The following is a 20,892-nucleotide window of genomic DNA, read 5'->3' on the forward strand; positions in this document are numbered from 1 at the left end:
GGTTTTGTTTATGTATGTAATTGATTATATTGTAACGATATTAGGAATGGTAGCGTCTGCGCGTCCAATGCGGAGCGGTACGCGTCCAATATGACGGCGTGTGCGTCCAATGCGGAGCGGTACGCGTCCAATATGGCGACGTGTGCGTCCAAAGCGGAGCGGTACGCGTCCAATACAGGCTGATTCGCGCTTAATACAAGTCAACTTGCGCTCAATACACGCCGACTCGCGCTCAATACAGGACAACTCGCGCTCAATACAGACTGATTCGCGCTTAATGTTCACAATAAAATACCGCTAAAAACAACAAAAAACCGATCCTGGAATAAATCCATAATCGGTTGACAATTTAAATTAAAATGGCGGTCCCGACCGGGATCGAACCGGCGATCTCCTGCGTGACAGGCAGGCATGTTAACCGCTACACCACGGGACCGTATGTATACTTTTCGATAGAATGCAAGGTTCACTAACTGCAACATTACTATACTTGATCAATTCTAACCAATTGACATTCTTATCGAAAAGGAATGGGTTGCCCGGCGACGTCCTACTCTCACAGGGGGAAGCCCCCTACTACCATCGGCGCTGAAGAGCTTAACTTCCGTGTTCGGTATGGGAACGGGTGTGACCTCTTCGCCATCGTCACCAGACAATTGAACGATACTTGTTCGTTCAAAACCGGATAAAACCAACATTGTTGCTGAACTTCAAGTTCAACCGTACTAAATTAACTAATAAGGTTAAGTCCTCGATCGATTAGTATCCGTCAGCTGCACGTGTCGCCACGCTTCCACCCCGGACCTATCCACCTCATCTTCTTTGAGGGATCTTACTTACAAATGTAATGGGAAATCTCATCTTGAGGGGGGCTTCATGCTTAGATGCTTTCAGCATTTATCCCGTCCATACATAGCTACCCAGCGATGCCTTTGGCAAGACAACTGGTACACCAGCGGTATGTCCATCCCGGTCCTCTCGTACTAAGGACAGCTCCTCTCAAATTTCCTGCGCCCGCGACGGATAGGGACCGAACTGTCTCACGACGTTCTGAACCCAGCTCGCGTACCGCTTTAATGGGCGAACAGCCCAACCCTTGGGACCGACTACAGCCCCAGGATGCGATGAGCCGACATCGAGGTGCCAAACCTCCCCGTCGATGTGGACTCTTGGGGGAGATAAGCCTGTTATCCCCGGGGTAGCTTTTATCCGTTGAGCGATGGCCCTTCCATGCGGAACCACCGGATCACTAAGCCCGTCTTTCGACCCTGCTCGACTTGTAGGTCTCGCAGTCAAGCTCCCTTATGCCTTTGCACTCTACGAATGATGTCCAACCATTCTGAGGGAACCTTTGGGCGCCTCCGTTACACTTTAGGAGGCGACCGCCCCAGTCAAACTGCCCACCTGACACTGTCTCCTGCCCGGATCACGGGCAAGGGTTAGAAGTCCAATACAGCCAGGGTAGTATCCCACCATTGCCTCCTCCGAAGCTGGCGCTCCGGATTCCAAGGCTCCTACCTATCCTGTACAGGCTGCACCGGAATTCAATATCAGGCTACAGTAAAGCTCCACGGGGTCTTTCCGTCCTGTCGCGGGTAATGCGCATCTTCACGCATATTATAATTTCACCGAGTCTCTCGTTGAGACAGTGCCCAGATCGTTACGCCTTTCGTGCGGGTCGGAACTTACCCGACAAGGAATTTCGCTACCTTAGGACCGTTATAGTTACGGCCGCCGTTTACTGGGGCTTCAATTCGAAGCTTCGCTTGCGCTGACCTCTCCTCTTAACCTTCCAGCACCGGGCAGGCGTCAGCCCCTATACGTCACCTTACGGTTTTGCAGAGACCTGTGTTTTTGCTAAACAGTCGCCTGGGCCTATTCACTGCGGCTCTCTCGGGCTTTAACACCCTACCAGAGCACCCCTTCTCCCGAAGTTACGGGGTCATTTTGCCGAGTTCCTTAACGAGAGTTCTCTCGATCACCTTAGGATTCTCTCCTCGCCTACCTGTGTCGGTTTGCGGTACGGGCACCTCCCGCCTCGCTAGAGGCTTTTCTTGGCAGTGTGAAATCAGGGACTCCGGGGATAATTCCCCTCGCCATCACAGCTCAATGTTATAGAAACGGGATTTGCCTCGTTTCACACCTCACTGCTTGGACGCGCATAACCAACAGCGCGCTCACCCTATCCTTCTGCGTCCCCCCATTGCTGATAACGGCGGGGAGGTGGTACAGGAATATCAACCTGTTGTCCATCGTCTACGCCTTTCGGCCTCGACTTAGGTCCCGACTAACCCTGAGCGGACGAGCCTTCCTCAGGAAACCTTAGGCATTCGGTGGAAGGGATTCTCACCCTTCTTTCGCTACTCATACCGGCATTCTCACTTCCAAGCGCTCCACCAGTCCTTACGGTCTAGCTTCGACGCCCTTGGAACGCTCTCCTACCACTGACACCATAGGTGTCAATCCGCAGTTTCGGTGATCTGTTTAGCCCCGGTACATTTTCGGCGCAGCGCCACTCGACCAGTGAGCTATTACGCACTCTTTAAATGGTGGCTGCTTCTAAGCCAACATCCTGGTTGTCTGGGCAGCGCCACATCCTTTTCCACTTAACAGATACTTGGGGACCTTAACTGGCGGTCTGGGCTGTTTCCCTCTCGACTACGGATCTTATCACCCGCAGTCTGACTCCCAAACATAAATCATCGGCATTCGGAGTTTGTCTGAATTCGGTAACCCGGGATGGGCCCCTAGTCCAAACAGTGCTCTACCTCCGAGATTCTTTCGTTTGAGGCTAGCCCTAAAGCTATTTCGGAGAGAACCAGCTATCTCCAGGTTCGATTGGAATTTCACCGCTACCCACACCTCATCCCCGCACTTTTCAACGTACGTGGGTTCGGGCCTCCAGTAAGTGTTACCTTACCTTCACCCTGGACATGGGTAGATCACCTGGTTTCGGGTCTACGACCCCATACTCATTCGCCCTATTCAGACTCGCTTTCGCTGCGGCTCCGCATTCGCTGCTTAACCTTGCATGGAATCGTAACTCGCCGGTTCATTCTACAAAAGGCACGCCATCACCCATTAACGGGCTCTGACAACTTGTAGGCACACGGTTTCAGGTTCTATTTCACTCCCCTTCCGGGGTGCTTTTCACCTTTCCCTCACGGTACTGGTTCACTATCGGTCACTAGGGAGTATTTAGCCTTGGGAGATGGTCCTCCCGGATTCCGACGGAATTTCACGTGTTCCGCCGTACTCAGGATCCACTCTGGAGGGGACGGACTTTCGACTACGGGGCTATTACCCGCTATGGCAGACCTTTCCAGGCCTCTTCGTCTAATCCGTCCCTTTGTAACTCCGTATAGAGTGTCCTACAACCCCAGGAAGCAAGCTTCCTGGTTTGGGCTCTTCCCGTTTCGCTCGCCGCTACTAAGGGAATCGATGTTTCTTTCTCTTCCTCCGGGTACTTAGATGTTTCAGTTCTCCGGGTGTGCCTCGTTTACGCTATGTATTCACGTAAACGTACTACCCCATTACGGGCAGTGGGTTTCCCCATTCGGAAATCTTCGGATCACAGCTTACTTACAGCTCCCCGAAGCATATCGGTGTTAGTGCCGTCCTTCATAGGCTCCTAGTGCCAAGGCATCCGCCGTGCGCCCTTTCTAACTTAACCTTTATACAGATTTCAAAAAGCTATTCGCTTCTCAAAACCCTCGGGTGTTTACCTCGGTATAGCGATATACTTTGGTAAACGTTAAAAAAGTATTGTTCAATCACTAAGTGATCGACTCGGTTGATTACTTGATGTTTTGTTGCTTCAATGTCGTTTTATCCAGTTTTCAAAGAACAAGTTTCGAAAGTGCATCCTAATGGATGAACCTTCAAAACTGAACGCAAAACGTCAACGTATGAACCAAAGGTTCATATTCCGTAATTATCCTTAGAAAGGAGGTGATCCAGCCGCACCTTCCGATACGGCTACCTTGTTACGACTTCACCCCAATCATCTGTCCCACCTTCGGCGGCTGGCTCCCGTAAGGGTTACCCCACCGACTTCGGGTGTTACAAACTCTCGTGGTGTGACGGGCGGTGTGTACAAGACCCGGGAACGTATTCACCGTGGCATGCTGATCCACGATTACTAGCGATTCCGGCTTCATGCAGGCGAGTTGCAGCCTGCAATCCGAACTGGGAACGGTTTTATGGGATTGGCTCCCCCTCGCGGGTTCGCAGCCCTTTGTACCGTCCATTGTAGCACGTGTGTAGCCCAGGTCATAAGGGGCATGATGATTTGACGTCATCCCCACCTTCCTCCGGTTTGTCACCGGCAGTCACCTTAGAGTGCCCAACTGAATGCTGGCAACTAAGATCAAGGGTTGCGCTCGTTGCGGGACTTAACCCAACATCTCACGACACGAGCTGACGACAACCATGCACCACCTGTCACCGCTGTCCCCGAAGGGAAAGACATGTCTCCATGCCGGTCAGCGGGATGTCAAGACCTGGTAAGGTTCTTCGCGTTGCTTCGAATTAAACCACATGCTCCACCGCTTGTGCGGGTCCCCGTCAATTCCTTTGAGTTTCAGCCTTGCGGCCGTACTCCCCAGGCGGAGTGCTTAATGCGTTAGCTGCAGCACTAAGGGGCGGAAACCCCCTAACACTTAGCACTCATCGTTTACGGCGTGGACTACCAGGGTATCTAATCCTGTTTGCTCCCCACGCTTTCGCGCCTCAGCGTCAGTTACAGACCAGAAAGCCGCCTTCGCCACTGGTGTTCCTCCACATCTCTACGCATTTCACCGCTACACGTGGAATTCCGCTTTCCTCTTCTGTACTCAAGTCCTCCAGTTTCCAATGACCCTCCACGGTTGAGCCGTGGGCTTTCACATCAGACTTAAAGGACCGCCTGCGCGCGCTTTACGCCCAATAATTCCGGACAACGCTTGCCACCTACGTATTACCGCGGCTGCTGGCACGTAGTTAGCCGTGGCTTTCTGACGAGGTACCGTCAAGGTACGGGCAGTTACTCCCGTACTTGTTCTTCCCTCGCAACAGAGCTTTACGATCCGAAAACCTTCTTCGCTCACGCGGCGTTGCTCCATCAGACTTTCGTCCATTGTGGAAGATTCCCTACTGCTGCCTCCCGTAGGAGTCTGGGCCGTGTCTCAGTCCCAGTGTGGCCGATCACCCTCTCAGGTCGGCTACGCATCGTCGCCTTGGTAGGCCGTTATCCCACCAACTAGCTAATGCGCCGCGGGCCCATCCTGCAGTGACAGCCGAAACCGTCTTTCAGAGTTCTTCCATGCGGAAGAACTGATTATTCGGTATTAGCCCCGGTTTCCCGGAGTTATCCCCATCTGCAGGGCAGGTTGCCCACGTGTTACTCACCCGTCCGCCGCTAATATCAGGGAGCAAGCTCCCTTCAATTCGCTCGACTTGCATGTATTAGGCACGCCGCCAGCGTTCGTCCTGAGCCAGGATCAAACTCTCCATAATAGAGAAATTCGAGTAGCTCGAGTTTCTTGCTGGCATCATTTAAGATGTCAATTTGAATCCGAAGATTCGTTTGTTCTTTTCACCGACAGGGTCGACTCCAGAACTTTATTTGTTGACGTTTTGCTGTTCAGTTTTCAAGGTTCATTGTGCACTGATGTGTTTCAGCGACTTTTCTAATATAACATACTCTCTCAAACGCGTCAAGCGTTTTTTTCAAAAGAATAATTGGAGCGGGTGAAGGGAATCGAACCCTCATCATCAGCTTGGAAGGCTGAGGTTTTACCACTAAACTACACCCGCATATGAAATTTGGCGCGCCCGACAGGAGTCGAACCCATAACCTTCTGATCCGTAGTCAGACGCTCTATCCAATTGAGCTACGGGCGCTCGGTTTTATATAGGAATTTGGTGCGGTAAAGAGGACTTGAACCTCCACGGGGTTAACCCCCACTAGGCCCTCAACCTAGCGCGTCTGCCATTCCGCCACTACCGCATTTATTCGCGACACACTTTATTATACTACTTTGAGTAAGAATGTCAACAGTTTTTTAAAAAAAGAATGGTGAGCCATGCAGGATTCGAACCTGCGACCCTCTGATTAAAAGTCAGATGCTCTACCAACTGAGCTAATGGCTCGTGCTTAGGTGTAATGTCTTGTTGTTAAGGATTGAATCCTTTTATATGAAGACGTTGGTTTATGTTGAGCTTTCATGTTGGATTGCTTTGGTGTTAAAACCTTTTGGTCCTAAGTTTTAAACTTGGAATGCTCTGGTTATTAAGACCGTTTTGCTCGCAATACCTTTCGGTATAGCTCGCAAATTTTTCAAAACGTGAAGCGTTTTGAAAAATTGGCTGGGGTAGCTGGATTCGAACCAACGAATGACGGAGTCAAAGTCCGTTGCCTTACCGCTTGGCTATACCCCAACAATTGAAGCAGCTTCGCTCTGTAGATAAAGGAAGTATTTATTGTTTCCCCTCTTTACTGTGAGCGTAAACTTGAAAGTTATACATAAAAGATGGTGACCCCTACGGGATTCGAACCCGTGTTACCGCCGTGAAAGGGCGGTGTCTTAACCGCTTGACCAAGGGGCCGTTTAGTTGATTTGAAAAGGAAGTTCGATGTGTTTCAATGTCATTTCCTTATCGACTTTTTCTATTATAGACACTCATCTCTAATTCGTCAACAGTTTTATTGAACTTTTTTTAAGAAACATGGATAATCCTCAGCCAAGCCTATAGCTATGCGGCTTGGCGAGGGTTCATTTTTGCACTTCGGTAATTTGGCCGGCACATTTTCCGCATCTATACTTCCGTACATCCATCTTTCTGCTTCGCCTATATTCCAATCCGCATGATGTACATCGATACAGACGAATCGTTTTCGTTCTATTGTTACGTTCTGCTAATGGCTTGCAATGTCTTGGCGAGCCAGTTTCCTGTAACAGTCTTTTAAAGTCCGCGTCGCCGTGGCGATAACCTTTTCCTTCTTGATGGAGGTGATAATGGCAAAGCTCATGTTTAATGATGCCGACGAGTTCCTCCATATCATAGCGCGCAAGTACAGTCGGGTTGATTTCGATAGAGCCGTCGTTCAATATATAGCGCCCGCCTGTCGTTCGGAGGCGGGCGTTGAAACGGGCTTTATGTCTAAATGGTTTTCCGAAAGCTTCTATAGATAGTTGTTGAACGAGTTGCTGCAGTTCACGTTGTTCCATGACGGTTTTCATTTGTGCAACTCAATTCCCTTTTGGCGGAATCATCGTTAATGAGATTCTGCCTTTGTTTTTATCTACGCTTTCCACCCAGACAGTTACGATGTCACCGGAAGCGACGACGTCGAGTGGGTGCTTGACGAATCCTTTTTTCAATTTCGAAATGTGGACGAGCCCATCTTCAGAGACGCCGATATCGACAAATGCTCCGAAGTCGACGACGTTTCGGACCGTCCCTTGCATTTCAAGTCCTTCATATAAGTCTTTAATGTCGAGGACGTCCGCTTTCAATAATGGTTGCGGATAGTCGTCACGCGGATCTCGGTTCGGACGCATTAACGTATCGATGATGTCGCGCAATGTCACTTCGCCGATATCCAGTTTCTCAGCAAGCAAACGGATATTCAATGCGGAAAGAGCTTCAACCGCCTCTTCCTTCCCTAATAGGCTTTTATCCACTCCTGCTTCCGTTAGCACTTGCTCCGCGACTGCGTAGCTTTCGGGATGAAGCCCGGTCGAGTCAAATTTATCTTTCGCTTCCGGTATACGGAGGAAGCCGATTGCTTGTTCATATGTCTTCGCACCGAGGCGCGGAACTTTCTTCAGTTGTGTTCGTTTTTCAAACAACCCTTCCTCTTCACGTGCCTTAACGATGTTTTCCGCAACTGTCTTTGAAAGGCCCGCTACGTATTGTAACAATGAAGAGGAAGCTGTATTCACGTTTACGCCTACTCGGTTTACTGCAGTTTCGACGACAAACGATAGCGATTCAGACAGCTTCTTCCGAGCGACATCATGTTGGTATTGCCCAACGCCGATTGATTCAGGATCGATTTTAACGAGTTCGGATAAAGGATCCTGCAATCTCCGAGCGATAGAAACGGCACTACGCTGTTCAACTTGAAGATCAGGAAATTCTTCGCGCGCCTGAGCGGATGCTGAGTATACACTTGCGCCCGCTTCATTGACAATGACATATGCAACCGGATCTTTAGATTCTTTTATGCAGTCCGCAATGAATTTTTCCGTTTCTCTCGATGCTGTTCCATTCCCAATTGCGATGATGGGAATATTGTATTTCGCAAGCGTTGTAAGAATCGTTTTCTTCGAAGCTTCCTTATTCGCTTTTGGAGGGTGGGGATAAATGACCGATACTTCAAGCATTTTCCCTGTTTCGTCAATAACCGCCAATTTACAGCCCGTCCGAAACGCGGGATCGACGCCGAGTACCATTCTTCCCTTTAACGGCGGCTGTAATAGAAGACTCTTCAAGTTTTCCGAGAATACGTGGATTGCTTGGGCTTCCGCCTTTTCTGTTAATGCGGTTCTAATTTCCCGCTCGACAGATGGGGCAATCAGCCGTTTAAATGCATCTTCGGTCGCCTCTTTCACATGCGGCGCGGATGGAGAATGTTGCTTTTTAATTAACTCACGTTCGAGCACACCAATAATTCGCTCCACCGGAAAAGTAACCCCTACACGAAGAACCTCTTCCTTTTCGCCACGATTCAATGCGAGCACTCTGTGCGGAACGATTTTTTTCAACGGCTCCTCATATTCGTAGTACATTTCATATACACCACGTTCATCTTCAGCACCTTTACGGAGCGTGGAAGCCATTTGACCGTCGGACCATGCAAGTTTTCGCACGCTATCCCGAAGTGCCGCGTCGTCCGCAATCCGTTCAGCAAGTATATCGCGCGCACCCGCAAGCGCTTCTTCGATCGATGCGACGTTTTTCTCTTCATTCACGAAAGAGGCAGCGAACTGCTCCGGATTTTCTGAACTGAATGCAATCAATTTGTCTGCGAGCGGTTCAAGTCCACTTTCAATTGCAATCATCGCTCGGGTGCGTCTTTTTTGCTTATACGGTCTATATAAATCTTCAATTCGTTGCAAAACCGTTGCCGACTCAATTTCCTTTTTCAGTTCGTCCGTCAGTTTTCCCTGTTCATCAATTAACCGGATAACTTCCTCTTTTCGTTGTTCAAGTCCTTTTTCATACTGATACGCATCCTCAATCGCCTTAATTTCCACTTCATCGAGGGAGCCGGTCGCTTCTTTCCGGTAACGCGCAATGAAAGGGACCGTATTACCTTCGTCAAGAAGTGCAATAACATTGGCCGTTTGCTTCGTACTAATCGATGCTCTTTTCGCTGTTGCTTCTATTAGAATGTTCGTCATTCATTCCCACCCTTTCTTTCCTTTTCTCAGTTTACCATTTATCGCGACAGTTACTCCATTTATGCAAATGAAAAAACCTGCTTCTTATTACTGAAGCAGGCTGCCGGCGATGAATGTGGCATCGTCGTTTGATTGTGCACATTCTTTTACATTGTTGAACAAGTCGTAGGCGCCTGTACTCTGCATTAAAATTGCTTTTGGCCTAGTTAGTGTCACTCCGTCCGAATGAAGGAAAAATAAATCGCCGACTTCGTACTTGTATGTTTGGGTATTCATTTTTTGTGGTCTTCCTGATAAAAACCCTCTAACAGGCAGAGGATAAATCATCTTCTCTCGATCGTGCAAAATATACAATCTAATGTTGCCAACACAGCTATATTCAATCGTACTTTCTTTATAATTCACACGAACGATTGCTACGGCGGCACCGCGTTTTTGCACCATATCGTCATTGCAGCGGCTCAGCATGTCGTCGAGCGGTTCATAATGATACCGCTCGACGACTTGAGGGATCACTTCCGCAGATTGCCTTGCTTCTATGCCATTTCCTAAGCCGTCGGCGATAGCGCAAATGAAATAATCCTTTTCGGAATGAATATAGTACGTATCCCCCGATTCCTTATTGCCGTGCTTCGCAACATTATAGGCGTACACCTCTATATGTTCATTATTGAACATCTCCACTACGTTGCACCGCCCGCTGCTACGATCGTCTCTTGAAGTTTTTTAATTGCTTTTCGTTGCAGTCTCGAGACGTGCATTTGCGAAATTCCAAGACGTTCTCCTGCTTCTTTTTGGCTTAGCTGCTCGATATATGTATATTGGATAATCTGCTTTTCGCGTTCCGACAACACATTGAGCGCATTTGCCACGATGAGTCGATGGTCCGTCCGTTCATACCCGTCATCCGATTCTCCAATAATATCGAATAAGGTAATTGTGCCGCCTTCCGAATCAGCTTCTAGCGCATGATCCATCGAAAGCGCTTGATAACTTCTCCCCATCTCCATTGCTTCAAGAATTAACTCTTCGTCAGTATCCAAGTATTCCGCTATTTCACTTACGAGTGGTGAACGTTGTAGTTCAATCGTCAACGTTTCGACTGCCGTCTTGATTTTCGGACCGAGTTCTTTAATCCGTCTCGGAACATGAACTGCCCATGTTTTATCACGAAGGAATCGTTTAATTTCCCCGACGATTGTCGGGACGGCAAAAGCTTCGAAACTACGGCCGAGCTCCGGGTCATATCGACGGATTGCCCCGAGAAGTCCGAGCATGCCGACTTGGACGATATCTTCATGATACGGTTTCCCGTTTGAATATTTGCGGGCAATGGAATGGACGAGACGTTCATAATGAAGGACAAGATTCGTCTGCGCTTCATCGTCATTCGTCTCCTGGTATTGTCTAATCCATTCCAATACTTGTTCTTTCGTATCTGGCTTATGAGTTGGCTGTTCGTTTGACATTTTCTTCGCCCCGCTCTCTGCCGAGATATTTGGTCATAAAGACCGTTACGCCCTCCTCGTGATGAAATTTCACTTCATCCATAAGCGTCTCCATCAAATAAAGCCCTAATCCCCCTTCGCGAAGAAATCGAGCATCTGATGTGTCGCTATATGGTCCAATATGCTTTTTCGTTTCCTCAAAGTTGAAGCTTGCACCATGATCCGCAATCATAATTTCTAGCCGCTCTTCGTACAACGCACACCCGACGATAATTTCTCCTTCTTCATCCTCACCGTACGCATGCTGGACAGCGTTTGTAATTGCTTCACTCGAAGCAATCTTTAAATCTTCGATGTCATCGTATGTAAAGCCTAAGCGGCTTGCGATTCCTGAAATCATTAATCTTGCTACACCGACGTATTGAGCTTTTGCGGGTATTTTAATTTCTATATAATCATAACGTTGCATGATTATCCTCGCTTTCCTTCATTTCAATATCGATAATTTCATGTAAACCGGTAATTTGAAACAGACGGTTCAACCGTTTGTTCAAGCCTGTAATCTTTACACGTCCTCCGTTCGCTGAAACTACCTTATAGAAACCTACGAAAACACCGAGACCTGTACTATCCATATAATCCACTTCGGATAAATCAAGTTCCGCCTTTAATTCGTGGACATGCTCAACCGCAGCGAGACGTTCCCGTAGGACAGGTGCCGTGAATGCATCGATTTCCCCGACAACCTTAAAATATTGAACACTATTTTCTTCTAGCAACTCAACTTGTAAATTCATATTTCGCACCCCGACTCTCGATATTAGATTGGAACATATTACATCTTTTCATACCCGTAACCTAAAAGATTAAACCTGTTCTCGCTCCTTTTTAAAAATGACAATCGTGAAGTCGTCGCTTAATCGATAGTTTTGAAGTTCAGAAAGATGATGATAGACATGATCCGCAATTTGCTGGGCAGTTCCATCTTTCACTTCAAAAAGCAGGCTCCGAATCAAATTTACGTCAATAAACCCTTCTTCCGTTCTCGTTTCAGTAACACCATCCGTCATGATTGCGATGAAGTCCCCGTCGTTAAGCTTGACCGAGCGCTCCTCATATTCAGCATCTTGTATAACACCGAGCAACAGTCCCTTCGCATCCAATTCCGTAAACACCTCTGTTCGACTATTAAAATGCAAAGCCGGTTCGTGACCCGCGGAAGCGTAGGAGAATGTCGAATCTTCGGCATTATAATTACCGTAAAACATCGAGATGAACATCGAATCATCCACACTCTTCTCGACGATTCGGTTAATAATAGCTAGTACATTTCTTGGACTCGTGTTTTCATGAGGCAAGCCGTCCATACCGAATTTGATCATCGACATGCACAACGCCGCCGGAATTCCTTTCCCAATGACATCCGCAACAGCAACGGCCGATTCATGCTCATTATTGAGGAAATAGACGTAATCACCGTTCATCTTTTTAGCAGGCTCGGATATAAACCCAACATCTAGACCGCAAACGCTCGGCATCCTCGTTTTCAAAATCGTATCTTGTACTTTCGTTGCAACATCCATTTCCAACTGGATCGCTTCCTGCTTGCGGATAAGACTTTGGTGCTCACGCAATGTAATTCCATAATGAATCATCATTTCAATTAAGAAGTCGAGTGAATCCCACACTTCGTTCTGCAGCTCCGGGTACAGTTCGTACAATGCCGTTTTATGTAAACTAATGACATCTTCTGGCGCAATATCTTTTTCGATGAAACGCCTGCAAAACTGTTGCCCGACATAGAGATCCTTTTCACTACGGCTCTCCAAATACTCCTTCATTATTTCCTTATACTGACTGCCGACCTCTAGTGGCATCCACGATCATCTCCTTACTGAAGCCATTTTGTCGTCGTAATGACCGTTCCGACCCCTTGTTCAGAAACGACTTTAAACTCGTCCATTAAACGCTTTACTCCCGGCATCCCAGCTCCAAGACCGCCAGAAGTCGAATAACCATCTTCCATCACTTTACGCAAGTTTGGGATTCCAGGACCATCATCGGACGCGATAATCATAATGCCGGACATCCCGCGTTCCGCCACTCTTTCGATCTCAATTTTCCCTTTTCCGGCATACAAATAAATATTCCTTGCCAATTCACTAATTGCAGTTGTAATGCGCGCTTGGTCGACGGTTCCAAAACCGGCCTTCTTAGCCTCGTTACGGCCTAATTGCCTTGCAGCAACGATGTCCCATTCTGTGATGATTTCTACAGAAGACCTAATGCTCATTGTCAGGCCTCCAATTCTTTATAAAGTTTGTCCAATCCGTTTTCCAAATCGAGCGCAGTCAATACATTATTTAAGCGAATGCCAAGCTCAATCAATGTAATGGCAACCGCGGGCTGAATACCGGTGATGACGACTTTCGCGCCCATCAATCCAGTCATATCGATTACATCCCCCAATACTTTCGCAATGAAGGAATCAATGAAATCAATTGGTGTTAAGTCGATGACAACTCCGAGAGCGGCAGTCTCATGTAATTTATTCAACAAGTCTTCTTGAAATTGAATTGCTGTTTTATCATCAAGTTCCCATTGGATTGACACGATGAGGATGTCGTTCAACTTTAAAATAGGGATGCGTGCATTCAATCTGCCTCCACCTCCATAATTGCTCGGTTCGTCATTCGTAAAGCAGCTTGCATTCCCCTCTGCAATGTACTTTTCGTCGTAAACTCATGTAAATCGATTCCTAGGGTGACAATCGTCTGTGCAATTTCAGGCCGGATGCCGACAAGCATGCACTTCGCTCCGACGAGGCGAACCGCTTCCGCTGCTTGAATAATATGATGCGCAACCATCGTATCGACGACCGGCACTCCCGTAATATCAAGCAATACTACTTCCGCTCGCTGACTCACTACACCTTCAAGAAGGTTTTCCATAATTAACTTCGCCCGTTCCGTGTCGATCGTTCCGACGAGAGGCATAACAGAGATTTTATCAAATACCGGAATTAATGAAGCTGATAGCTCTTGCAGCGCAATTTTCTGCAAGCTGACAGTCCTTTCCCACTCCGTAGAATACGCATCAATAATACTTCCCCGTAGAGGGGTAATCCAATTTTTCGATATGTCAATGAAAGCCCTCAAGTTGCTTTCGTTAATGACTTCCTTCTCCTCAAGAAATTCAAATACGACATTCGAAAAATTGTCGATTGCCTTATTCACGAACTTTATTGACCAGCCAAAACGTACGATTTTTTCAGTGAACTCATTAACTCTTTCTGTATTCACAGATGCCGTTTCGACAATATTGGAAGTCATTAGTATTGCGAATTCCCTACTCGTTTTTCCGACGAGATGATCGGGCATGAAGTGGAAAAAACGTTCTCCCTTTTCTTCCTTCATCTTTTTCATCCAACGGTCAATGATTTCGTCCATATGCTGATGAATGCCTTCTACCATTATTTTATCCATATGTCCAACTGCCCCCTAGCCAAATTGAAAATAACATATTTTCATTGTACAGAAAAAAGTGAAATCAGACACTTATTTTTTAATAAATCTTGCAATTGCACAACAAAAAACACTCCGGAAGACGAGGTCCGCAGTGCTTTTACATATGTATTCAAAATTTAACTAGTCCGAAACTTATTTCTAGCGCTTCGTCAACCTTTTCCATCAATGGTTCATCCAAATGGGTAATTTTATCCGTCAGCCTCGACTTGTCGATCGTGCGGACTTGTTCGAGCAGGATTACGGAATCCCGCTCGAATCCATATCGTTCCGCATTAATTTCAACATGTGTCGGCAATTTTGCCTTTTGGATTTGCGCAGTAATCGCTGCAACGATTACTGTCGGGCTAAACCGGTTACCTATGTCGTTCTGAATGACTAGTACCGGTCTCGTCCCTCCCTGTTCGGAACCAACGACGGGTGACAGGTCTGCAAAAAAGACGTCCCCACGTTTTATTGCCAACTTTTCATCCTCCGCTTACGAGACGTTCCACCGTATGCTGGGCTTCGAGTTCCGCATGCAAGCATTCCTTTGCAATTCGTAAGTTGATTTGCGACATTTCAACGTATCCGATCATCATCGCTTCACGAATCATATCCGCTTCACGATCAGTCATATACCGCTTCGTTGAAACATAAACGAATTCTCCACGCTCCGGCTCCTGATGGACGGCCGTATGTTCAATTTCATTCCCTTTAGATACTTTTACGATTTTTATGTTTTTCTCTCGCAATACTAGCACCTCCGACAGACCCCGTTCCCTCGATCGATTCTATTCAACGTCTATCTTACCATTGAAGTTCGACAATGAGAAGACAAAGAAGAGTTTTTATTGACAAGAATCTTCAAAATAAGTGGTCATTTGTCGAAAGTTGGAACAGTATACATCTTATCCATGTGTCGTTCAATATATTCTCGGTACGCGCTTTCCGATTGTGACAGCGATTTCGTACGGGATTGTCCCGATTCGGTCCGCCCATTCCTCCATCGTAATTTCCTCGTCACCTTGCTTGCCGATTAATGTCACTTTTTCTCCGACTTCAATGGAGCGAGGTAACTTTACCATGCACTGATCCATACAAATCGTTCCGACGATTGGCATTCGTTCGCCACCAATGAGTACTTCCTGGCCACGAAGCCCGCGCTTCAAGCCGTCTGCATAGCCGATTGGCAATGTACCTATCCATTCGTCCTGCTCGGTTTTGTAAGTTCCCCCATAGCTAATTTCATAGCCCTTTTCAAGCTTTTTCACATAAGCCAATTCGGTTTCGAGCGTAAACGCCTTTTTCAATTCAAACGGCAATTTCGTCCCGACGTACGACGACGGGGCGATGCCGTAAAGACTAATACCGAAACGAACCGCATCAAGTGCAAAATCAGGATAAAGCAACGTCGCTGCACTATTTGAAGCGTGAACGAGCGGTGGCTTTTGTGGGAATTTGTCCACTAATTCTTTGAACCGATTAAATTGTTCCTCCGTTTTGCAAGAGTCCTCTTCATCTGCGCATGCGAAATGAGTAAATGCCCCTTCGAGACGGACGGCCGTTGTCCCTTTGACTAGTTCAACGATTTCCTGGAGGGCAATTTCATCCCGCAAACCAATTCGGCCCATACCGCTGTCAATTTTCACATGGACGATTAACGGCTGAGCGGCTTCCTCTACATTCAAGATCGCTTGACGAAGCCATTCGGCGTCAGAGACAGCGACGCGGATCCCTAGTTCTGCTGCCTTTTCTGCAAACTTCACCGGAGATGGACCCATGACGAGAATATCGGCGGTAATACCCCCATCACGCAACCGCAAAGCCTCGTCAGGTGTCGCTACGGACACCATTCGGGCCCCCGCCTCGATTGCGGCTTGTGCCACTTGGACGTCCCCATGCCCATAGCCGTCTGCTTTTACGACGGCTATGACCGATGTATGATGGGGCAAATATTGCTGCAAGCTTTTTACATTTTGCTGAATCGCAACTAAGTTGACAATTGCCTTTGTAGGACGATAATGTTCCATACGAACCCCTCGTTTTTCTATTGATGCTTCCATTATCAATCCTTTACACTTTCTACGTCAAATCATCTTATTTGCGATCTTCTGGCTGCATGGAAGATGCAACTTCAATGAGCTCGTCAGGCGTCAATGTGGAAGATGCAACGAAGAACGCCACACCATCTTGCTCCCAGCGAATTGAGTTATTCGTCAATGCCGCGACAGTAAAGCCTAGGTCGACAGGATCCCCTTCAATGGATACCGGTATTTGATTGTCCGGAGTTTCAGCCGGCTCTTGTACGACGACAAACTCCTTGCTTCCTCCTCCGAATGTCGTGAAAAATCTTGGTCCGTTTTCCGTCACGACCATATCTTCTTCAAGAACTGTTCCTTCCCAATCCAAATTCGGATAGTACTTCATCATGCCTGTTTGTTCAGTCGATTGAGGTTTTTTCTCAGGCTGATTTCCTTCCATATCAACTTTATAGTCAGATGCATTACGCTCTACGCCAAGTGTGATTTTATTAAACGTCACACGAATTTTCTCTTCCTTGTTTTCATCCATGACGGATACGTACTTCGGCAGCAATGTTTTCTTATCGATATGAATTTGCTGTGTCGGAAGAACTTTCTTATGATTATTCCTTGATGCCGTTTCGAATATATACGTCTTATCCTTTTCTTGCATCGTGGAATTCTTATCCGCCTTAATGTCGTCTGCTAACGTGCCGATTAAGTACGGCATACTGTTTTGCGTCGGCCAATCACTTTGGAATTTATACGTTTTTCCGAGTGACGGTGTAATGACAAAAACACCTTCTTCATTTCTAACGATCATTTGCGAATCTTGGCTGCCCGCTTGCGACACATTCACTTTGTAAAAGTCAGGCTTCGTATGCCATACTGTCACGTCGTACACTCTCGGTTCAGAACCTGTCTTAATTTCCATCGTCGCCTGCAATTCGTACCCCTTTGTCTCATTCCACTTTCCACTGAGCTTCTTCATGACATCCTCTTTAGATGGTGATCCACAAGCTGCTAGCAGTGCCATGATCGCAACTAGCAATAAAACAAAAATTCGGCTGCGCATACAGTTCATCCTTTCTCATTTCAATCGGGTAGGTCATCTTATGAGAGTGGACAGTCATTTATGCTAGCTTGTTTACTTTATTATTTCTCTAAAACGACTTGTGCAGCTGCAACCGTGCGTGTATGAGTAATCGATACGAAGCCCGCAACTTCTCCGCCATCAAAATACAATACCGGCTTTCCAGATGGCTCCGGAAGGATTTCAATTTGTTCGAACCGGCAATCTTTCCCGATCCCCGTTCCTCTCGCTTTCGCAAATGCCTCTTTCGCAGCAAACCGCCCGGCGAGAAATTCAATCTTTCGATGCGGCGGGAGCATGTCATATAGCAAAATTTCCCTAGTTGACAAAATGCGTAGCCGAAATTTATCCGACCGTTCATCAAGCTTCGTTATACGATCTAATTCCACAATATCTAATCCGATGCCTGCTATCATTGTTTTTCGCCCCTTTCATAAAATCTTGTTATCGTAGTTCGCACTTCTTATCCGTTCATAAACTATGTATAATAAAACCAAAGGTCAGGTGAAAATAGTGTTTATTCGCAGAGAGAACTTTTCCCAATATATTCGTTTGTATCCATTTGTAGCGACACTGCTTGCATTAAATATCGTCATTTACATTGTAACGGGCTTGCCCATTCAAGGGAGTCGGTATTTATATTATATGGGCGTTGGCTACAATCCATTAATTTCCGAAGGTGAATGGTGGCGGCTCGTCACGCCAATGTTTTTACATGCCGGGCTCATGCATCTTCTATTTAATATGTTTTCGTTGTTCATATTCGGGCCGGAGCTTGAACGGGTTGCGGGTAAGGCACGCTTCTTGACGATTTTCTTATTGTCGGGCGTTTTCGCCAACGTCGCCTCTTTCTTCCTCGGCGGTCCAGAATTTGCCCATGTCGGAGCGAGCGGTGCGATATTCGGCATTTTCGGTGCGTTTGGCGCACTCGTCTACTATACAAGAAATGCATTTCCACAGCTGCGACAAGTTATGCTACCGATCATCGTTATAAGCGTCATTATGACGTTCCTTCAACCAGGCGTCAATATTATCGGGCATATCGCAGGACTCATCGTCGGCTTCATCATCGGATTGAGCTACTTCCATCCGAAGAGAATTATTAGTTGGAGATAACATCTAGCTACGAGCGCTAGGAGGATGCCTTAATTTCTGCAGAAACCCGCAGAAATACGGCAAATCGAACCCTTCGCCGTTCGATTTGCTCGGGGTCATAAGTCAAAGATGCTGCGTGGCAAAGAACGCCACTTCGCATCTTCGCCTTATGCCTGTCGCATCTGACCAAGCGCTCTCCGCTTTAGAAAAAGCCTGCGAATTGCTCGCAGGCTTTTTTATTCGTCAACCGTAGATCCGCCTTTTTCATACCAACTCAAAATCCGCTCCGCCTCTTCAACATCCATATGATGCACAGTTGCGTGATAGACGCCCATACCGGATTTTACGTTGGCAAGGATTGTCGCGACTCCTTTACGCCGATGAAAATAACTTTGTTTCATTTCCATCGACTGAATTCGCTTCTTCATCATATACGCAGTTTGCAAACTAAATCCCCTGAATCGCATCGTCAACTGATTGTCGACGATATCGTACGCGGCAGATCGGTGCTGCCACATGCCATACACTACAATAACAGGAATAATTGCAAGCGAAAACAGCCCGTACGGGAAAAAGAAGTACGTGAGCGCTCCGATAACTGGCAACATCCATAGAAAATCGATTCGATAATAATACGGTCTGCCTTTCGCCGTAAGCTTTTTCGTCGGTTCCTCCAAATGCAACTCCGGAAAGATGTCCCCTAAATACGACTCCACTCTGCCCCTTTTTACGATTGGGAATAAATTAATTTTCGAGCTTTGACCAACACTCCCACCCGCGCTATGTATAGCGACAGACGCATAGCCGAATAGCTTCCTAAACGGATTCTCGACGACTACTACACTTTGAATTCTCCTCAAAGGAACGGTCACTTTTTTCTTCTCGAGTAACCCCCTCGTAATGACGATATCTTCCTCATCCAATTCAACCGTGAAATTGAAATGGGAAAGAAACGTCATTGCGACCGAAAGTAACCACACTCCGAGCAAACCGAGGAACACAGCAACCGCGACAATTAACAGACCGAACTTAATAAACGCTGAAATCTCCTCAAACATCCATTCAAACGGTAGGAGATCTCCGAATTGAGACAGGAAAATTGCCGCTCCGGATAAAATGACACCTACGCCGCCAGAAGTCGTCGCAAGGACTAACAAGTCTTTCGTCGTCATGGAAAGATTTTACGAAACTTCGATTCCTCTTCAACCGGCAGTTCCTCAAAAAGAGTCCCCGGCTCCCCTTCCGTATCAGGTATTTCCCTTTGCCGTCTCTTCGCTTCGGCCATTTCAATTTCAACACGTTTTGCGGCTTCTTTCGTAATTGCCGTCAATTCTCCCTCTGCTTGCTTCGCAGAGGAGCTGCCTGCTGTTTCGACTTTTACTTTTACAAGCCCGAACGGACGGTGGAAAATCCCCTCTGTATAATCCAAGCTTTGAATCCGGTCAAATGGGATGTATCGTTTCTTTTTCACAAATAAACCCGATTCTATCCGAAGCTCATCATCTTCAAACCAATATTCGAACCGTTTCCATTTAATAATTCCACTTATGAATAAACTGACGATCAGCACTCCGAAAATAATAAAGGACAAATAATCCACGTACCAGAGTCCAGTTCCTCCACGTTTCCAACCATTCGCGAAAACTAACACGACAAGCGGAAGAATTGCCTCTTTTAACGTTTTAAGCATTTCAATAACCGCAGTCACCCAATGTAATTTATACCGGCGCTGTTCAGACATCATCTTCCGCCACCCTTGCAAGGACAGAAATTCTGCTGCGCAGTTCATCCGCTTCAGACATGACTAACGCAGGAATCGTATGGACCGTCGCTGCTGTTGAAATCGAAATTTCCGCCAATCCGTAATTCCGCAAAATCGGTCCTTGGGACGTGTCGACATGCTGGACACGCACCATCGGGATGAGCGTCCGTTTTACGATGAAAAGTCCGTGTTGCAATTCAATTTCAGACTCCCTTACTTCATAGCGCCATCTGAGCCATCTCACCTTCGGAAATAAAAAGATCATGAAATAAGCAAATAGCACAAGAACAACGGCTTCAATTGGATAGATCCACCACGGCCATTTAAATATGTATACGAGTACGCCGACGCCTATCGCCACCAACGCGAGAATAATCGTTTGAATCCACCCATATAACCGCCATACTTTTAAGCCTCTTTTCGAAATTCTGTTTGCCGGTTGAGTTCTCATTTCCATCACACCTCTCTCTGTCCTTTCATTGTATACGTTCTACCATTAGAAATGTTTCGTTTTGTAAACAAAAGCGAAGGGTGAAGTAAATAAAAACCCCGGGGATGAAGTTTCATCTCCGGGG

20 protein-coding genes, 7 tRNA genes and 3 rRNA genes are annotated in these 20,892 nt (G+C 46.9%); 1 reads left to right on the plus strand and 29 read right to left on the minus strand.

Going from position 1 to position 20,892, the window contains the following annotated elements:
• Window positions 1–8 precede the first annotated feature (8 nt).
• The 26 genes from QM454_RS03475 to acpS form a co-directional block, all read right to left on the minus strand.
• Entirely contained in the window at window positions 9–173 is a 165-nt protein-coding gene (locus QM454_RS03475; RefSeq protein WP_432361645.1) for a hypothetical protein, read from the minus strand.
• Window positions 174–360: 187 nt separating this feature from the next.
• Window positions 361–436: transfer RNA gene (locus QM454_RS03480), tRNA-Asp, on the minus strand.
• Window positions 437–537: 101 nt separating this feature from the next.
• A 5S ribosomal RNA gene (gene rrf / locus QM454_RS03485) occupies window positions 538–653 on the minus strand.
• A gap of 86 nt (window positions 654–739) precedes the next feature.
• Window positions 740–3,673 (minus strand): 23S ribosomal RNA (locus QM454_RS03490).
• A gap of 271 nt (window positions 3,674–3,944) precedes the next feature.
• Window positions 3,945–5,496 (minus strand): 16S ribosomal RNA (locus QM454_RS03495).
• The 16S, 23S and 5S rRNA genes sit together here with 7 tRNA genes alongside, the layout of an rRNA operon.
• Window positions 5,497–5,722: 226 nt before the next feature.
• A tRNA-Gly gene (locus QM454_RS03500) sits at window positions 5,723–5,796 on the minus strand.
• Between the two features lie 10 nt (window positions 5,797–5,806).
• Window positions 5,807–5,883 (minus strand) — tRNA-Arg (locus QM454_RS03505).
• A 19-nt stretch (window positions 5,884–5,902) separates the two neighbouring features.
• Window positions 5,903–5,989 (minus strand) — tRNA-Leu (locus tag QM454_RS03510).
• A 67-nt stretch (window positions 5,990–6,056) separates the two neighbouring features.
• Window positions 6,057–6,132: transfer RNA gene (locus QM454_RS03515), tRNA-Lys, on the minus strand.
• 213 nt (window positions 6,133–6,345) lie between these two features.
• A tRNA-Gln gene (locus tag QM454_RS03520) sits at window positions 6,346–6,420 on the minus strand.
• Between the two features lie 93 nt (window positions 6,421–6,513).
• Window positions 6,514–6,588, minus strand: a tRNA-Glu gene (locus tag QM454_RS03525).
• Window positions 6,589–6,755: 167 nt separating this feature from the next.
• Window positions 6,756–7,211 (minus strand): SprT family protein, encoded by a 456-nt coding sequence (locus QM454_RS03530; protein ID WP_432363842.1) that lies wholly within the window; start codon window positions 7,209–7,211, stop codon window positions 6,756–6,758.
• Window positions 7,212–7,232: 21 nt separating this feature from the next.
• Window positions 7,233–9,392: a Tex family protein gene (locus QM454_RS03535; RefSeq protein ID WP_432361648.1), complete on the minus strand. Its 2,160-nt coding sequence runs from the start codon at window positions 9,390–9,392 to the stop codon at window positions 7,233–7,235.
• Between the two features lie 87 nt (window positions 9,393–9,479).
• Window positions 9,480–10,070, minus strand: a complete 591-nt coding sequence (locus tag QM454_RS03540; protein WP_432363844.1) for a PP2C family serine/threonine-protein phosphatase — start codon at window positions 10,068–10,070, stop codon at window positions 9,480–9,482.
• Window positions 10,071–10,075: 5 nt separating this feature from the next.
• Entirely contained in the window at window positions 10,076–10,861 is a 786-nt protein-coding gene (gene sigB, locus QM454_RS03545) for an RNA polymerase sigma factor SigB (RefSeq protein WP_432361650.1), read from the minus strand.
• The gene (rsbW, locus tag QM454_RS03550) at window positions 10,836–11,309 is read right to left on the minus strand and encodes an anti-sigma B factor RsbW (protein WP_432361653.1); all 474 of its coding nucleotides are present in this window, start codon (window positions 11,307–11,309) and stop codon (window positions 10,836–10,838) included. Before rsbW ends, sigB begins: the two co-directional genes overlap by 26 nt.
• Window positions 11,296–11,637 carry an STAS domain-containing protein gene (locus QM454_RS03555; RefSeq protein ID WP_432361656.1) on the minus strand — a complete coding sequence of 114 codons (342 nt, stop codon included), beginning with the start codon at window positions 11,635–11,637 and terminating at the stop codon, window positions 11,296–11,298. Before QM454_RS03555 ends, rsbW begins: the two co-directional genes overlap by 14 nt.
• Window positions 11,638–11,706: 69 nt before the next feature.
• Entirely contained in the window at window positions 11,707–12,717 is a 1,011-nt protein-coding gene (locus tag QM454_RS03560) for a PP2C family protein-serine/threonine phosphatase (protein ID WP_432361659.1), read from the minus strand.
• 14 nt (window positions 12,718–12,731) lie between these two features.
• Window positions 12,732–13,133 carry an anti-sigma regulatory factor gene (locus QM454_RS03565; protein WP_432361661.1) on the minus strand — a complete coding sequence of 134 codons (402 nt, stop codon included), beginning with the start codon at window positions 13,131–13,133 and terminating at the stop codon, window positions 12,732–12,734.
• 2 nt (window positions 13,134–13,135) lie between these two features.
• Window positions 13,136–13,498, minus strand: coding sequence for an STAS domain-containing protein (locus QM454_RS03570; protein ID WP_432361664.1), 363 nt, complete (start codon window positions 13,496–13,498; stop codon window positions 13,136–13,138).
• Window positions 13,495–14,325, minus strand: coding sequence for an STAS domain-containing protein (locus tag QM454_RS03575; RefSeq protein WP_432361667.1), 831 nt, complete (start codon window positions 14,323–14,325; stop codon window positions 13,495–13,497). Before QM454_RS03575 ends, QM454_RS03570 begins: the two co-directional genes overlap by 4 nt.
• A 151-nt stretch (window positions 14,326–14,476) precedes the next feature.
• Window positions 14,477–14,827 carry a type II toxin-antitoxin system PemK/MazF family toxin gene (locus tag QM454_RS03580; protein ID WP_432361670.1) on the minus strand — a complete coding sequence of 117 codons (351 nt, stop codon included), beginning with the start codon at window positions 14,825–14,827 and terminating at the stop codon, window positions 14,477–14,479.
• 4 nt (window positions 14,828–14,831) lie between these two features.
• Window positions 14,832–15,098 (minus strand): transcriptional regulator, encoded by a 267-nt coding sequence (locus QM454_RS03585; protein WP_432361673.1) that lies wholly within the window; start codon window positions 15,096–15,098, stop codon window positions 14,832–14,834.
• Window positions 15,099–15,269: 171 nt separating this feature from the next.
• Entirely contained in the window at window positions 15,270–16,376 is a 1,107-nt protein-coding gene (gene alr / locus QM454_RS03590) for an alanine racemase (protein WP_432361676.1), read from the minus strand.
• A 67-nt stretch (window positions 16,377–16,443) separates the two neighbouring features.
• On the minus strand, window positions 16,444–17,442 hold the full coding sequence (locus QM454_RS03595; protein WP_432361679.1) for a LolA family protein: 999 nt from the start codon (window positions 17,440–17,442) through the stop codon (window positions 16,444–16,446).
• An 80-nt stretch (window positions 17,443–17,522) separates the two neighbouring features.
• Entirely contained in the window at window positions 17,523–17,876 is a 354-nt protein-coding gene (gene acpS, locus QM454_RS03600; protein ID WP_432361682.1) for a holo-ACP synthase, read from the minus strand.
• Window positions 17,877–17,973: 97 nt separating this feature from the next.
• Here acpS and QM454_RS03605 point away from each other — a divergent pair, with 97 nt between their 5' ends.
• The gene (locus QM454_RS03605; protein ID WP_432361685.1) at window positions 17,974–18,576 is read left to right on the plus strand and encodes a rhomboid family intramembrane serine protease; all 603 of its coding nucleotides are present in this window, start codon (window positions 17,974–17,976) and stop codon (window positions 18,574–18,576) included.
• A gap of 215 nt (window positions 18,577–18,791) precedes the next feature.
• Here QM454_RS03605 and QM454_RS03610 read toward each other — a convergent pair whose 3' ends face one another.
• From QM454_RS03610 to QM454_RS03620, 3 genes are read right to left on the minus strand one after another with little or no spacing between them, the layout of a single operon-like run.
• Window positions 18,792–19,727 (minus strand): PH domain-containing protein, encoded by a 936-nt coding sequence (locus tag QM454_RS03610; protein WP_432361688.1) that lies wholly within the window; start codon window positions 19,725–19,727, stop codon window positions 18,792–18,794.
• Window positions 19,724–20,296, minus strand: a complete 573-nt coding sequence (locus QM454_RS03615; protein ID WP_432361691.1) for a PH domain-containing protein — start codon at window positions 20,294–20,296, stop codon at window positions 19,724–19,726. Before QM454_RS03615 ends, QM454_RS03610 begins: the two co-directional genes overlap by 4 nt.
• A complete protein-coding gene (locus QM454_RS03620; protein WP_432361694.1) occupies window positions 20,289–20,768 on the minus strand; it encodes a PH domain-containing protein in 480 nt (159 codons plus the stop codon). The genes QM454_RS03615 and QM454_RS03620 overlap by 8 nt, the downstream gene beginning before the upstream one ends.
• Window positions 20,769–20,892 lie beyond the last annotated feature (124 nt).

This window comes from Sporosarcina sp. UB5, assembly GCF_050859005.1.
In the GTDB taxonomy this organism is placed as follows: Bacteria; Bacillota; Bacilli; order Bacillales_A; family Planococcaceae; genus Sporosarcina.

Excerpts from the sequence above, each read along its gene's own strand:
- QM454_RS03530 (WP_432363842.1), bottom strand. The coding sequence starts at position 7,211 with ATGGAACAACGTGAACTGCAGCAACTCGTTCAACAACTATCTATAGAA.
- QM454_RS03535 (WP_432361648.1), bottom strand. The coding sequence starts at position 9,392 with ATGACGAACATTCTAATAGAAGCAACAGCGAAAAGAGCATCGATTAGT.
- QM454_RS03540 (WP_432363844.1), bottom strand. The coding sequence starts at position 10,070 with ATGTTCAATAATGAACATATAGAGGTGTACGCCTATAATGTTGCGAAG.
- sigB (WP_432361650.1), bottom strand. The coding sequence starts at position 10,861 with ATGTCAAACGAACAGCCAACTCATAAGCCAGATACGAAAGAACAAGTA.
- rsbW (WP_432361653.1), bottom strand. The coding sequence starts at position 11,309 with ATGCAACGTTATGATTATATAGAAATTAAAATACCCGCAAAAGCTCAA.
- QM454_RS03555 (WP_432361656.1), bottom strand. The coding sequence starts at position 11,637 with ATGAATTTACAAGTTGAGTTGCTAGAAGAAAATAGTGTTCAATATTTT.
- QM454_RS03560 (WP_432361659.1), bottom strand. The coding sequence starts at position 12,717 with ATGCCACTAGAGGTCGGCAGTCAGTATAAGGAAATAATGAAGGAGTAT.
- QM454_RS03565 (WP_432361661.1), bottom strand. The coding sequence starts at position 13,133 with ATGAGCATTAGGTCTTCTGTAGAAATCATCACAGAATGGGACATCGTT.
- QM454_RS03575 (WP_432361667.1), bottom strand. The coding sequence starts at position 14,325 with ATGGATAAAATAATGGTAGAAGGCATTCATCAGCATATGGACGAAATC.
- alr (WP_432361676.1), bottom strand. The coding sequence starts at position 16,376 with ATGGAACATTATCGTCCTACAAAGGCAATTGTCAACTTAGTTGCGATT.
- QM454_RS03595 (WP_432361679.1), bottom strand. The coding sequence starts at position 17,442 with ATGCGCAGCCGAATTTTTGTTTTATTGCTAGTTGCGATCATGGCACTG.
- acpS (WP_432361682.1), bottom strand. The coding sequence starts at position 17,876 with ATGATAGCAGGCATCGGATTAGATATTGTGGAATTAGATCGTATAACG.
- QM454_RS03610 (WP_432361688.1), bottom strand. The coding sequence starts at position 19,727 with ATGACGACGAAAGACTTGTTAGTCCTTGCGACGACTTCTGGCGGCGTA.
- QM454_RS03615 (WP_432361691.1), bottom strand. The coding sequence starts at position 20,296 with ATGTCTGAACAGCGCCGGTATAAATTACATTGGGTGACTGCGGTTATT.
- QM454_RS03620 (WP_432361694.1), bottom strand. The coding sequence starts at position 20,768 with ATGAGAACTCAACCGGCAAACAGAATTTCGAAAAGAGGCTTAAAAGTA.